We start from the raw sequence: 13,774 nt of genomic DNA, 5'->3' as shown, positions 1-13,774 counted from the left end.
CCGTTCGTCGATTTGCAGGTGTCATCGGTCGGGGTCGCTGGCACAAGTGTCGACACAGGAGTCAGGGAGATATTGGAATGAAAAGCAAATTTGTCCGTTTCGGCGGGGCAGCGATGGCTGCGAGCTTGCTGGTGCTGACCGCTTGCAATGCGTCGGACAACAAGTCGGCGACAGGATCGGGGGCGACGAACTGGACCGGATTTCGCGATCAGTTCCTCGCGGGCTATTTCCCGCTCAATCCCAATTTCGCCGTTTATCAGGGCAAGCATGAATATGACGGCCAGCTACCCGACTGGTCGCCCGAGGGCCTCGAAAAACAGGCCGCCTATCTCGAAAAGGCGATCGCCGACGCCAAGGCGTTCGACGGGGAGATGACCGAAGCCGAAAAGTTCGAGCGCGATTATCTGATCCACGTCGCGCAGGGACAGCTCTTCTTCCTTCGCGATACCGATTTCGCGCAGAAGAACCCTGCCTTCTACACCGGCGCGCTCGATCCCAATGTCTATATCGCGCGCCCTTATGCCGATGCGACGACGCGGATGAAGGCGTTCATCGCCTATGCCGAAAAGGTCCCGGCAGCCGCGGCACAGATCAAGGCGAACCTCAAGCTTCCGCTGCCCGCGACCTTCGTCAAATATGGCACCGCAGGCTTCGGCGGCTTTGCCGACTATTATACCGGCGACGCAAAGGCCGCCTTTGCGTCGGTCAAGGACGAGGCGCTGCAGAAGCAGTTCGACGAAGCCGTCGCAAAAGCTGGCGCAGCGATGACCGATCTTGCGAAATATGTCGGATCGCAGCCGGGTACGGCAGACGGCTACGCGCTCGGCGCCGAGAAATTCTCGAAGATGATCCTGACCAACGAGGGCGTCGACACGCCGCTCGACGAGCTGGAGCGTATCGGGCAGGCCGACCTCAAGCGCAACCAGGACGCGCTGAAGGCTGCCTGCGCGACCTATGCCGCCGGAATGACGATCGCCGACTGCATGAAGAAGATGAATTCGGACAAGCCCGCCGACGGCCCGGTTGCCGAGGCACGGCGCCAGCTGCCGGCGCTTCGGGCCTTCCTGATCGAAAAGGACATCGTGACGATCCCGGGGACCGAACAGGCGCAGGTCGAGGAATCGCCGCCGTATAACCGGCAGAACAGCGCCTATATCGACATTCCGGGGCCATATGAGAAAGGCCTGCCGTCGGTCTATTATATCTCGCCGCCCGATCCCGCGTGGGACAAGCAGACGCAGGCCGATTTCGTGCCGGGACGCAAGGATCTGATGTTTACCTCGGTCCATGAAGTCTGGCCGGGCCACTTCCTCAACTTCCTTCACTCGAACCGCGCCGAAAGCATCTTCGGCAAGCTGTTCGTCGGCTACGCCTTCGCCGAGGGGTGGGCCCATTATACCGAAGAGATGATGTGGGATGCCGGGCTGGGCGAGGGCGACCCCGAAACGCATATCGGCCAGCTGTCGAACGCGCTGCTGCGCGACTGCCGCTATCTCTCGGCGATCGGCCTGCACACCAAGGGGATGACGGTCGCGGACTCGGAAAAGCTGTTCAAGGAGCAATGCTATCAGGACGAAGGTAACGCGCGGCAACAGGCGGCGCGTGGCACCTATGATCCCGCCTATCTCAATTACACGATGGGCAAGCTGATGATCCGCAAGCTGCGCGATGACTGGACCAAGGGCGACAAGACGAAGTGGAAGGCGTTCCACGACGAATTCCTGTCTTACGGCGGCCCGCCGATCCCGATGGTGCGTGCTGCGATGATGAAGGAGACGGCGCCGAAGGCGGTATTCTGACGAAGCCGGGCGATCCGCGGCCAGTTCTTTCCCGGGAAAGTCTGGCCGCGGGCGCGAACGTTCATGTCCCGCTCGCGCGGAAGGTCAGTTTGACGGCGCGCGCAGCCGCGCGACGAAAAATCCGTCGAGGCCGCCTTCATCGGCGAGCATGCCGGGGAGCGTCCGGACAAATCCGTCGCTGTCGGGCGCGATCATATCGGGCAACTCGTCGGGGCGCGCGGGGGCGACGGTCCAGCCCTTGTGGCGATCGAGAAAAGCCGACATCCGGTCTTCGCCCTCGGCGCGTTCGAGCGAGCAGGTTGCGTAGACGAGTGTTCCGCCGGGTTTCAGCCAATTCGCCGCGCGGCTGAGCAGGTCGGCCTGCAACGCGGCCATCTCTTCGATCTGCCGCGGTTCGATGCGGTGAAGCACATCGGGGTGGCGACGGAAAATGCCGGTCGCCGAACAGGGGGCATCGAGCAGGATCGCGTCGGCAGGATTCGCCGGTTCCCACGACCGGATATCGCCCTGGACGATCTCCGCCGAAAGGCTGGTGCGTTCGATATTGGCGCGCAGCCGTTCGAGCCGCTTGGCGCTGGCGTCGACCGCGACGACATTCCATCCTGCGGCGGCGAGCTGCATCGTCTTGCCGCCCGGCGCGGCGCAGAGGTCGAGTACCGTCCGGCCCTCGCCGTTGCCGAGCAGGCGTGCGGGCATGCTGGCCGCCAGATCCTGCACCCACCAGCCGCCTTCCCGGTAGCCGGGCATCGCCTCGACGGCCTGTCCGCGCGGCAGGCGGCGGTGGCGTGGTGCGAGCGTGAGCGCCTCGGGCCATTCGTCCGCGCCGGGTTCGGCGGCGAAGCTCAGATCGATCGGCGGTGGCGCGCTCCAGCTCGCTTCCGCCGCCTCGACCATTTTCAGGTCCCATTGCTCGGCCCAGCGTTCGGCAGCGGGCAGGGGAAGCGTGGCGCCCGCCGGAAGCTGCCATTCCTCTTGTTGCGCGCGGGACAGGATCGCATGGACCAGCCGTCGCGGCCCGCCGTCGACGAGGGGCAGCGCGGTCGATACGACCGCATGGCCCGGACTTTTGAGTACCAGCAGCTGTGCGAGCGCGATCCGGAGTACCGCGCGCGATTTGACGTCGTCGGGCAGGATTTGCGCCGTCGCGCCGTCGATCAGCGCGTCGATATCGACCATCCAGCGCAGCGCCTCGGACGCGATGGCGACGGCAAAGGCGCGATCGGCGCCGGTCAGGCCCTGCGCGGCGGCATGCATGGCGACGTCGAGCGGATCGCCACGCCGCAAGATCGCGTCGAGCAGCCGCAACGCCGCGCGGCGCGGCGCCATGCCCGGCGGCTCGGCCTCACCCGCGGACCGACGGCGACGCGGACGGCGATCAGCCATGACCGGCACAGGCGTGGTTGGCGTGGCGCATGAAAAATCCTATATTGCGGGCATGACGAGTGAAAACAGCCCGACCCCGACCATCGGCGGAACGCCGCGTGCTGTAAAGCGCCCCGCGCATGTGAAAGCGCCCGAGGGGTGGACGAACAGTGCGGTTCCGGCGCCCCGGCCGATCCATGAAGACAAGGCCGGGGATCAGCCCGGCGGGCGCAACCCGGTGCGCTACGGCGACTGGGAGCTCAAAGGCGTAGCTGTCGATTTCTGAGCTACGACCGGATTTGGCCGATAGTGTAACGGCCAAAAACAAAAGGCCGCCCCGTCATCGATGAGGGCGGCCTTTTGTTTGTCTGTTTCAGGCGGCGGGCAGTTCGGTGTTCAGCGGCATCTTGCCGCTCTTGACCTGTTCGGCGAACACTTCGCGCATCAGCTGCAGCGAGAAAAGATGCGCGAAGATCAGACCGAGGATGCCGTTCTGCATCAGCTTGCGCAGCACGTCGCCGCGCAATTCGCGCAGCTTGTTCTCGTCGACCATCTGGAAACCGCGATAGACATAGGGCTTGTCGTTGCCTTCCTGCTGGATGGCGACTTCGCCGTCCATGAGCAGATCGGCCTTCTTGAGCTCGTCCATGAACATGCCGGTGCGTTGGCCGGCCTCCTCGAAATTCTTGCAGAATTCGAGCACGGCCTGCACCTGCTCCGACGGCTGGCCGTCGACGAACAGCGCATCGCCCTCGTCGAATTTGCCGAGCGCGCCCGAGGTCGGGTCGAAGCACAACGACAGATCTTCCGAATTGGGCTGCAGGCGCGCGAGCAGGAAGGGGTAGCGGCGGATATAGGCCGGAACATAGACCGGATTGACCAGCTTGCCCTGGTCGTCGACGAAGGTGTTGATGCCTTCGTTCAGGCCCATCAGTGCGAGCGGAACCGGATTGTCGCCGGCCGAAAAGACGATCGGGAAAAAGCGGCAAGCCGACACGAACTCGTCCGAGGTCAGCGGGATTGCGTGCTGGCCCACCAGGAATTCGGCGCTGTCGAGGGGACGGGCGTGGAAATCGGCATGCTCGACGCTCGAAAGCGGGGCGAGGTCCTTGTAGAACAGCGGAAGATTGGCAGATGCGGGCGCGGTGGCCATGTCTAGACTCCGGTAAGGGTCCCGCAGGGCGGGACGAAAAGGATATAGCGCCTTATTGGCCCGCGCCGCGCGGCGCAAGAGGGCGTCGACGCGCGACCGGCGCTGGTAGCCGAGGCGTCACCCGATCAGCTTGCCCGGGTTGAAGATGCCCGCCGGGTCGAGGCCCGTCTTGACGGCGCGAAGTGCGGCCAGGCGTGCGGGGCTGTCCAGTTCGGCCAATATGTCGCGCTTCATCTGGCCGATGCCGTGCTCGGCCGAGATCGAGCCGCCCAGTTCGAGGACGTGCGAATAGACAAGCCCGCTCACCGCCGCGCCGTATTCGGCAAGCCATCCCGCACCGTCGATGCCGATCGGCGGCTGGACATGGTGGTGCACGTTGCCGTCGCCGAGATGGCCGAAGGAAAGCGCCCGGGCGCCGGGAAAGGCACGGGAGAGCCGGCGCGGATTTTCCGCGATAAAGGCCGGCATCTGCTCGACCGGAACGCTGACGTCGTGCTGCAATGCCGGGCCCTCGGCGCGTTCGGCCTCCGAGATCGAATCGCGCAACCGCCAGAAGGCATCGCTTTCGCTGTCATTTTTGGCGATCACGACATCGCCGATCAGTCGGGCCTGGAGCGCGGCCGCGAGCTGTTCTTCCAGCTGCTCGAGCAATTTCCGGTCGCTCTCGCCGGCGAGTTCCAGAAGGACATACCATGGCTGCGCGACCCCAAGCGGCGCACGGGTCTGCGGAATATGCCGCAGGACTGCGTCGAGGCAGGCGTGCGGGATAAGTTCGAACCCTTCGAGTTCGCGCCCGATCGCAGCATCGAGGCGGTGCAGCAGCCGAAGCGCGGCTTCGGGTGTTTCCAGGCCGACCCATGCCGTGCACCGCGCGGCGGTCGGGACGAGGCGAAGGCAGGCGGCCGTGACGATGCCCAGCGTTCCCTCGGCACCGCACAGCAGGTGACGCAGGTCATAGCCGCGATTGTCCTTTTTGAGTGCGGCGAGCCCGTCGAAGATGCTGCCGTCGGGCAGGACTGCCTCGACACCGGCGACCAGCGCACGCATCGTTCCGTGGCGCAGGACCTGTGTTCCTCCCGCGTTGGTCGATACCAGCCCGCCGATCGTCGCCGAGCCCTTGCCGCCCAGCGTGAGCGGGAACCGGAGGCGATGGTCCAGGGCGGCGTTGTGGAAATTCTCGAGTACCACGCCCGCCTCGGCGACGGCGAGCTGCGCCGCTTCGTCGATATGGCGTATCCGGTTCATTCGCCGGAGGCTGACCAGCAGCTGGTCGCCGCTCGCGTCGGGTGTCGCGCCGCCGACCATCCCGCTGTTGCCGCCCTGGGGGACCAGCGCGACCTTGTCCTTGCGGCACAGGCGCACGATCGCAGCGACCTCTTCGATCGTCCCCGGCGAGAGCATGGCCGCCGCCCGGCCGTGATATTTGCCGCGCCAATCGGTCAGCCAAGGCGCCATCGCGTCGGGATCGTCGCTGTATCCCTTCGCGCCCAGCCGATCCCTGAGCGCGGCGAGCAGCGATGCAGATGGCGGGCGCGTCATGCCGTTCAACTCCGTAAAATTTCCCGCACGTTACAAGGACGAGGGGTGACAGCAGTTCATTTGATGTTCAATCATTCCTGTTAAAGGGGGGCGATGGACGATTAGTGCCTTTTCGTCCAGCGGGCTTAGGCGTGGGAGCCACGGGTGAATTTTATCTTCTGTCAGGGCGCCGAAGGGGCGGCAGCGCAGCTGTGCTGACGACGGCATTCCTGTGGTTCGCGGCCGCAGCGCCCGCGGCCGATGCCGCGACGCCCGTCGCGGCGCCGGAGCCGTTGGTCGCGATTGCGGTACCGACGATCGATCAGGCGTCTTCCTTCTGGCAGGTGGTGATCGAGCAACAGCTCATCATCCGGGTGCCTGCCCAGCGTTCGCAGCTGAACAATTTTGCGGCGGGGCCTTCGACGTCGAGGCGCGCGACCGAACTGCCCGTCGTCTGGAAGGAAAAGAAGGCACCAAAATGCGTGGCGATGCGCAATATTCTGGGCATGCAGGCGGTCCAGCGCGACAGTATCGATCTGATCACGCGCCAGAAGCAGCGCTTGCGGGCGCAGCTCAACCGCGGGTGCCGTGCGCTCGATTTCTATGCCGGTTTCTACATGCAGGGCAGCAAGGACGGAAAGCTCTGCGAGGATCGCGACCAGATCCATGCCCGAACCGGCGCAAAGTGCGAGATCGACAAATTCCGCCTGATGGTTCCGGTCCACGAAGACGATTGATCGCGTTTATCGCGGGCTTTTCTTGACTTTTCCTCGTCCTTTGCCCAAGGGCCGCGGCAACGTTCGCCTGCGTGGGAGGCGCGACGCCACTTAACTTCCGGACATATTGCCTCATGAAATTTGCCGACCTCGGCCTTTCCGACGAACTTTTGCGCGCGATCGACGAATCGGGCTATAGCGAGCCGACCGCGATTCAGGCGGGCGCGATCCCCTCGGTCCTGATGATGCGCGACATGATCGGCATCGCGCAGACGGGCACGGGCAAGACGGCATCCTTCGTCCTGCCAATGATCGATATTCTGGCGCACGGGCGCACCCGCGCACTGATGCCGCGGTCGCTGATCCTCGAACCCACGCGCGAACTCGCGGCGCAGGTCGCCGAAAATTTCGAGAAATACGGCAAATATCACAAGCTCTCGATGGCGCTGCTCATCGGCGGCGTGCAGATGGGCGATCAGGTGAAGGCGCTCGAAAAGGGCGTTGACGTGCTGATCGCGACCCCCGGGCGCCTGATGGACCTGTTCGAGCGCGGCAAGATATTGCTCACCGGCTGCAACCTGCTCGTGATCGACGAAGCCGACCGTATGCTCGACATGGGCTTCATCCCCGACATCGAGAATATCTGCACGAAGCTCCCCGCGAATCGGCAGACCTTGCTGTTTTCGGCGACGATGCCGCCGCCGATCAAGAAGCTCGCCGACAAGTTTCTGTCGAACCCGAAGACGATCGAGGTCGCCCGTCCGGCGAGCCGCAACGAGAATATCGAGCAGTTCGTCGTCAAGACCTCCGAACGCGGCAAGCGCGATATGTTGCGCGGTCTGATCGAGGCCGAGGACATCGGGACCGCGATCATCTTCTGCAATCGCAAGACCACCGTCCGCGAGCTTGCGAAGTCGCTCCAGCGGCACGGCTACAAGGCGGGCGAAATCCACGGCGATATGGATCAGTCGAGCCGCATTGCCGAACTCGACCGCTTCAAGGCGGGCACGATCAACATCCTCGTCGCATCGGACGTCGCGGCGCGGGGACTCGATGTGAAGGGCGTCAGTCACGTCTTCAACTTCGATGCGCCCTGGCATCCCGACGATTATGTCCATCGCATCGGCCGTACCGGTCGTGCGGGCGCGAAAGGCCGGGCCTTCACGCTGGTGACGCCATCGGATGACGAGGCGGTCGACAACATCCAGAAGCTGACCGGCTACAAGATTCCGGTGCATGGCGGCGCGGCGCCGATCGACGATGCCGCCAAGGCCGATGACGCTGATGCCTCCGAACCACGTCGCGGTCGCTCGCGCGGCGGGCGCGGCGGCAAGGGGGCGAGCAAGCCCGACAAGGCGCCCGCTCGTGCAGCCGCTCCCGAAACGCGACCGGCGAAGCCCCGGCGCGAGGACCGCAAGCCGAAGCATGACGATCTTGATGGCCCTGACGATGGCTGGAATGGCCCGACGCCGGGCTTTTTGTCGGTCGGTTTCGGTAACTGAAGCTCGTTATACCGGTCAGATCCTGACGAGCATCTTTCCGGTATTTTCGCCCGAGAAAAGGCCGAGGAAGGCGTCGGGCGCCGACGCCAGCCCGTCGCGCACCGTTTCGCGCATCGTCACGGCGCCGCTTGCGATCAATCCGCCCATATCGGCATAGAATTCCTCCATGCAGTCGATGAACTGGTCGGTGTAGATAAAACCCTCCATGCGGATCCGCGCCGGGATCGACCGGATGAGATATTTCATCTCCTGCGGCTTGCCGTCGTTATAGACGTCGATCATCCCGCAGATCGCGAAGCGGGCAAAATCGTTTGCGGTGGCGAAGGCTGCGTCGAGATGCTCGCCACCGACATTGTCGAAATAGACGTCGATCCCCGGCTTGCCGAGACGCTCGAGTGCGGCGGCGAGCTGGGGAAGTACCGGCGCCGCCTTGTAGTCGATCACGGCGTCCGCTCCGAGGTCGTGCACCCATGCGCATTTTTCGGCACCGCCGGCCGATCCGATAACGGTCATCTCGCGCGCCTTCGCGATCTGCACGACCGCCGAGCCGACGGCGCCAGCGGCTGCGGACACGAACACCGTATCGCCGGGCCTGGCGCTCGCAACGCGGAGGAGCCCGATCCACGCCGTGCCGCCGGTCAGGCCCATATTGTGCAGGAAGGTCTGCGGCGTCAGGCCCGCGGCCAGTGCTTCGGCAGGCAGCTTGTTGGGCATCATGTCGAGGCCGATGACGCCGCCATCGCGCCAGCCGCCCATGTGAAGGATCAGGTCGCCGGGCGCAAACCCCTCCATGCGGCTTTCGATGACTTCGCCGATCGCGCCGCCGGTCATCGGCTGATCGATCTGGAAGCTCGCGGCATAGCTCTTCGCATCGTTCATGCGTCCGCGCATATAGGGATCGACCGACAGCCACAGATTCCGCACACGGAGCTGGTCCGCTTCGAGCGGTGCATCGGGCAGGTCGCGCAAATCAAAATTGCCGATCGTCGGCGCCCCCTGCGGACGACTGGTCAAATGCCATGCCTTGGTCATCGGAATCCCCCATTCCTCAAATTTTCAGTGCAACAACGGCCAAGGTCAGAAAAGCCGTTGCCACTGCCAGCCAGTGCCGTTAAGACCCCGCCGGTCGCGGGGCCGTAGCTCAGATGGGAGAGCGCTGCAATCGCACTGCAGAGGTCAGGGGTTCGATTCCCCTCGGCTCCACCAGCGACCTTTCCGGCAGATCGTCTCGCCAATCGCCACCATGCCCTTGCCGTTCCGGCGCCAGATTCGCGCCGCTCCCCTCGTGAATCCGGCGATCGCGATATTGTCCGCCTATTGCCCGCCATAAGTGTCGATCGCCGAGAAGATGCGCGTCAGTTGCTCGCGTTCGTCCGCATCGATGTCGGGGCGCCAGATTTCGAAAAGCAGGATTGTGCGATCGCGCGTGCCGCGGTTCCACGCTTCATGTTCGAAGCTGTCGTCGAAGATCATCAGCTCGCCCTCGTTCCAGCTGCGGGTTTCCGCCCCGACGCGAATGCCGCAGCCGTCGGGGACAATCAGCGGCAGGTGGCAAATGAGGCGCGTGTTGAGCAGGCCGTGGTGCGGCCGGATATGCGTACCGGGCGCAAGACGCGAGAAAAGCGCGATCGGCGCGCGACCGGGGATTACGGGCTGCGGAGCAAGCGCGAGCGCCGCGAGCGTCGCGGGGCATAGCGCCTCCATCCCGTCCGCGATCGCGCCATCCTTCCACAGCCATGCCGCACCCCAATCGGGCTTGTCGAGAAGGGGATTGTTCGGCGGAGGCCGGTTGGGGCTGGCCGCGACATAGGGTGCGAAGCGGTCGGCGGCGTCCGCTGTCAGGGCGAGCAGTTCGGCGCGGATACTCCCGGTTGCGGCTTCGACTTCCGCCGCCCATGTGAAATCGGCGCGATCGAAGAAGGGGCGCTGCGCAAGGCCGGGGAAAAAGAACATGCTCGGCTGTTGCAGATAGAGCTGCTGTTCGCCGGCGAGCATGCGCAGGGCTTCCGCAACCCGCGGGGCCGCGCTTTGCGGATCGATCCCCGCGCTGTGGAGCTGGCCGAGAAGATGCTCCGCAAAGGTGCGATCGGCGGTCGCCAGAAACGCCTCGGCGCGCTGGAGACCGGGATGCAGGGCGGGGGATACACCGCCGGCTTGCGCTGCGGTCGCGAGCGCGAGACGATAGAAGCTGCCCGCCGCGCGGTCGTCGGCGAGCCGACGCTTGAGTTCCGCCATGGCGAGCAGCGCCGCGATATTGCCGCGGTCGGCGCGGATCGCACCGTCAAGCGCTGTGGTTTCCGCCGCGACATCGCCGCGACGGTGGGCGTCGCGTGCCTGGTCCAGCCATGTCGTCTGCCCCGTCATGCCATCAGGCATAACGGGGCGCCGGGCCTTTGCAAGCGACGCTCGTTTCGCGTCAGACTTCCGGTGGCGGCGGGGTTTGGGCACGCGCTGCTGTTCCGCGAAGCCATTTCCGGACGCCGAGCATCGGACGCGTCCGCCAGATCATGAGCAGCAATGCAAAGAGCAGCGCCCACGGGACGATCGCGGCGCCGACAACCAGAATGAACGACAGCATCACGCTGCCGCTGCGGACGAGCATGTTCAGGGCATCGCTGAACGGGTTGCCATAACCGATCCCGGGAAGGCCGCCCGTGCCGACATAGTCGAATTGCATCGGCGTCGTCGCGAGCATCGCTTCGCCGGTGCGCCGGGTGTCGCGTTCGCCGTCGAGCTGGCTGCGCAAACCCGCGACCTGCTGCTGCAGTTCGGCGCGTTCGCGGTCGCCGATACCGCCTTGTCTGAGTCGGGTCTCGATGCGGGCGATCTCTGCATTGATATCGGCGCTGCGGCGTTGCGAGTCGCTGATCTGGGTCCCCACATCCTCGCCGCTGATCCGCGCCTCGGCGAGCACGCCTTCAGCCTTTTCGACACTGCCGAGTGCGTCACGGCCGAACTTGCGAGCGATCGCAGGGTCGAGTTTGAACAGGAGCTGCGCCTCGACCTCATTCTCGCGCACGAGGCGATAGGTCATGCCGGTGATACGGCAACGGGTGGTGCCAAGCGCTTCGCATGCCGCGGCATGTTCTTCCTGAACCTTGGCGATGCGATTGTCGTCAAGGCGAAAAGCATAGGCATAATTGAAAGCGACACCCGGCGCCGCTGTAACGTTGATGTCGGGACTGCGCGCAGCGGAGGGGGCGGGAATAGACTGTGTAGCCGCACTTTCCGTGACCTCGGCGGGCGCCATGTCATAAGCGGGCGCGTTGAGCGGTTCGGAATTCTTTTCGGAGCAGCCGATCAGGGCGAGCGCCATCGCGCCCGCTAAGAGCCTGTTTTTCATGAAGTCTCTCCCAACATGCGACTCATGGCCGCATGTGATGCAATATCATAATTGAATAAGTAGACAATATGGATCAGGCGAGCCTGACGAAACTGTCGAGCACCCGCTTGCCGCCGGCCTGATCGAACTCGACTTCCAGCTTGTTGCCGTCGATATCCATGATTTCGCCGTAGCCGAACTTCTCGTGGAACACGCGCATCCCGATCGCGAGGTCCGAACGGGCCTTGGCGCCGACCGAGGCTGCGGGGCCGCGTTCGGAGGGCGCGGGCGCTCGCGTGATCGTCGACGATTGCGCTGTCGCGCGCTGCCATGCGGGGCCACGCGTCATCGTGCGCGTGGGACTCCGTTCGGCGACATGGGCGAAGGGATCGCCCTGCGCCGACCAGTTCGCACGCCACAGGCTTTGTCCGCCGCCGAAACTGTTCTCGCTGTCGACATGCTCGGGCGGAATCTCGGCGATGAAGCGGCTGGGGATGCTGCTCATCCACTGGCCGTAGATGCGGCGGTTCGCGGCGTGATAGATGCTCGCGCGCTGCCGCGCCCGCGTGATCGCGACATAGGCGAGGCGGCGCTCTTCCTCGAGACTTGCGGTGCCGCCTTCGTCCATCGAGCGTTGCGAGGGAAAGACCCCGTCCTCCCATCCGGCGAGAAAGACATGGTCGAACTCGAGACCTTTGGCGGCGTGGATCGTCATGATCGTCACCGTCTCGCTCTGATCGTCGTTGTCGCGGTCCATGACGAGGCTGACATGCTCGAGGAAGGCTTCGAGCGATTCATATTCCTCCATCGCGCGGACGAGTTCGGAGAGATTCTCGAGGCGACCCGCGGCTTCAGCGCTGCGGTCCGCCTGGAGCATCGCCGTATAGCCCGACTCGTCGAGAATGAGCTGGGTGAGCTCGGCGTGCGACAGTTCGTTCGCCTTCGCTTGCCAGTTCCGCATCTGTGCGACGAAATTGGCGAGCTGGCGCCGTGCCTGCGGCGTGAGTTCGTCCGTCTCGGTGATCCGCGAGGCGGCGTGGAAGAGCGGCGCGCGCTCGTGGCGCGCGAACTGGTGGATGCGCGCAAGCGCCTTGTCGCCGAGCCCGCGCTTCGGGACGTTGACGATGCGCTCGAAGGCGAGGTCGTCCGCCGATGACTGGACGAGCCGCAGATAGGCAAGCGCATCGCGGATTTCGGCGCGTTCATAGAAACGGAAGCCGCCGACGATCCGGTAGGGCATGCCGATCGCGATGAAGCGGTCCTCGAATTCGCGCGTCTGGAACTGCGCGCGGACAAGGATGGCGGTGCGATCGAGGCCGACCTTGCGATGCTGAAGTGTTTCGAGTTCCTCGCCGATCCGCCGGGCTTCCTCGGGCCCGTCCCACACACCGACGACGCGGACCTTGTCGCCCGCGTCGAGTTCGGTCCACAGCGTCTTGCCAAGCCGGTCGCTGTTCTGCGCGATCAGCGCCGAGGCCGCGGCGAGGATCTGCGGCGTCGAGCGATAATTCTGTTCGAGGCGAATGACGGTCGCGCCCGGAAAATCTTTCTCGAAGCGCAGGATGTTCGCGACCTCGGCACCGCGCCACGAATAGATCGACTGGTCGTCGTCGCCGACGCAGCAGATATTCTTGCGGGCCTGCGCGAGCAGGCGGAGCCAGAGATACTGGCTGGCGTTGGTGTCCTGATATTCGTCGACGAGCACATATTTGAAGCGCTGCTGATATTGTTCCAGCACGTCGCGATGCGTCTTCAGGATGACGAGCATGTGGAGCAGCAAATCGCCGAAATCGCACGCGTTCAATGTCTTCAGCCGCGCCTGGTAGAGCGCATAGAAATGCTGGCCCTTGCCGTCGGCATAGGCTTCCTTGTCGGCGGCATCGAGGTCGGCGGGGGTGAGGCCGCGGTTCTTCCATTTGTCGATCAGCCCGGCGAGTTGCCGCGCGGGCCAGCGTTTCTCGTCGAGCCCCTCGGCCTGAATGAGCTGCTTGAGGACGCGGAGCTGGTCGTCGGTGTCGAGGATGGCGAAATTGCTCTGCAGTCCCACGAGTTCGGCGTGGCGACGGAGCATCTTCGCGCAGATGCTGTGAAAGGTGCCGAGCCACGGCATGCCCTCGACCGCGTCGCCGATCATCCGCCCGATCCGCTCGCGCATCTCGCGCGCCGCCTTGTTGGTGAAAGTCACCGCGAGGATTTCGGACGGCCAGGCGCGCCGCGTCGCGATGATGTGCGCGAGCCGCGCGGTGAGCGCCGCGGTCTTGCCTGTGCCCGCGCCCGCCAGCATCAGCACCGGACCTTCGGTGGTCAGTACGGCCTGTCGTTGCGGGCCGTTGAGGCCCTGCAGATAGGGCGGATCCGAAGGGTCGGGGCGGGTCAGGTCGGGCAGGGAGGCGGGGGTATCG

Annotated in this window: 11 protein-coding genes and 1 tRNA gene; 5 read left to right on the top strand and 7 right to left on the bottom strand. The window is 64.7% G+C overall.

The window, feature by feature from the left end; translation table 11 throughout:
* The first annotated feature begins 77 nt into the window (after positions 1 to 77).
* Positions 78 to 1,799: a DUF885 domain-containing protein gene (locus JHC57_RS06980; RefSeq protein ID WP_294029285.1), complete on the top strand. Its 1,722-nt coding sequence runs from the start codon at positions 78 to 80 to the stop codon at positions 1,797 to 1,799.
* An 84-nt stretch (positions 1,800 to 1,883) separates the two neighbouring features.
* Here the strand turns inward: JHC57_RS06980 and JHC57_RS06975 are convergent, their stop codons facing one another.
* Positions 1,884 to 3,182, bottom strand: a complete 1,299-nt coding sequence (locus tag JHC57_RS06975; protein ID WP_294029284.1) for a transcription antitermination factor NusB — start codon at positions 3,180 to 3,182, stop codon at positions 1,884 to 1,886.
* Here JHC57_RS06975 and JHC57_RS06970 point away from each other — a divergent pair.
* Positions 3,181 to 3,447, top strand: coding sequence for a DUF1674 domain-containing protein (locus JHC57_RS06970; protein WP_294029283.1), 267 nt, complete (start codon positions 3,181 to 3,183; stop codon positions 3,445 to 3,447). The two genes, JHC57_RS06975 and JHC57_RS06970, sit on opposite strands and share 2 nt — an antisense overlap.
* 87 nt (positions 3,448 to 3,534) lie before the next feature.
* Here JHC57_RS06970 and JHC57_RS06965 read toward each other — a convergent pair whose 3' ends face one another.
* Together JHC57_RS06965 and JHC57_RS06960 are read right to left on the bottom strand one after the other, a co-directional pair.
* Positions 3,535 to 4,314, bottom strand: coding sequence for a SapC family protein (locus JHC57_RS06965; protein ID WP_294029282.1), 780 nt, complete (start codon positions 4,312 to 4,314; stop codon positions 3,535 to 3,537).
* 117 nt (positions 4,315 to 4,431) lie between these two features.
* On the bottom strand, positions 4,432 to 5,853 hold the full coding sequence (locus tag JHC57_RS06960; protein WP_294029281.1) for an FAD-binding oxidoreductase: 1,422 nt from the start codon (positions 5,851 to 5,853) through the stop codon (positions 4,432 to 4,434).
* A gap of 191 nt (positions 5,854 to 6,044) precedes the next feature.
* Between JHC57_RS06960 and JHC57_RS06955 the strand changes: the two genes are divergently transcribed.
* Positions 6,045 to 6,569 carry a hypothetical protein gene (locus JHC57_RS06955; RefSeq protein WP_294029280.1) on the top strand — a complete coding sequence of 175 codons (525 nt, stop codon included), beginning with the start codon at positions 6,045 to 6,047 and terminating at the stop codon, positions 6,567 to 6,569.
* A gap of 113 nt (positions 6,570 to 6,682) precedes the next feature.
* Positions 6,683 to 8,050, top strand: a complete 1,368-nt coding sequence (locus JHC57_RS06950; RefSeq protein WP_294029279.1) for a DEAD/DEAH box helicase — start codon at positions 6,683 to 6,685, stop codon at positions 8,048 to 8,050.
* Between the two features lie 15 nt (positions 8,051 to 8,065).
* Here JHC57_RS06950 and JHC57_RS06945 read toward each other — a convergent pair whose 3' ends face one another.
* The gene (locus tag JHC57_RS06945) at positions 8,066 to 9,082 is read right to left on the bottom strand and encodes an NADP-dependent oxidoreductase (RefSeq protein WP_294029278.1); all 1,017 of its coding nucleotides are present in this window, start codon (positions 9,080 to 9,082) and stop codon (positions 8,066 to 8,068) included.
* Between the two features lie 98 nt (positions 9,083 to 9,180).
* Between JHC57_RS06945 and JHC57_RS06940 the strand changes: the two genes are divergently transcribed.
* A tRNA-Ala gene (locus tag JHC57_RS06940) sits at positions 9,181 to 9,256 on the top strand.
* 108 nt (positions 9,257 to 9,364) lie between these two features.
* Here the strand turns inward: JHC57_RS06940 and JHC57_RS06935 are convergent.
* The 3 genes from JHC57_RS06935 to JHC57_RS06925 form a co-directional block, all read right to left on the bottom strand.
* A complete protein-coding gene (locus tag JHC57_RS06935) occupies positions 9,365 to 10,426 on the bottom strand; it encodes an aspartyl/asparaginyl beta-hydroxylase domain-containing protein (protein ID WP_294029277.1) in 1,062 nt (353 codons plus the stop codon).
* Positions 10,427 to 10,466: 40 nt separating this feature from the next.
* Positions 10,467 to 11,393: a DUF4349 domain-containing protein gene (locus JHC57_RS06930; RefSeq protein ID WP_294029276.1), complete on the bottom strand. Its 927-nt coding sequence runs from the start codon at positions 11,391 to 11,393 to the stop codon at positions 10,467 to 10,469.
* 73 nt (positions 11,394 to 11,466) lie between these two features.
* Positions 11,467 to 13,749 carry an ATP-dependent helicase gene (locus JHC57_RS06925; protein ID WP_294029318.1) on the bottom strand — a complete coding sequence of 761 codons (2,283 nt, stop codon included), beginning with the start codon at positions 13,747 to 13,749 and terminating at the stop codon, positions 11,467 to 11,469.
* Between the last annotated feature and the right edge of the window lie 25 nt (positions 13,750 to 13,774).

Source organism: Sphingopyxis sp. (genome assembly GCF_016463645.1).
GTDB lineage: Bacteria > Pseudomonadota > Alphaproteobacteria > Sphingomonadales > Sphingomonadaceae > Sphingopyxis.
Note: the sequence above shows the minus strand (reverse complement) of the source record. Positions and strands in the feature narration are given on the sequence as shown.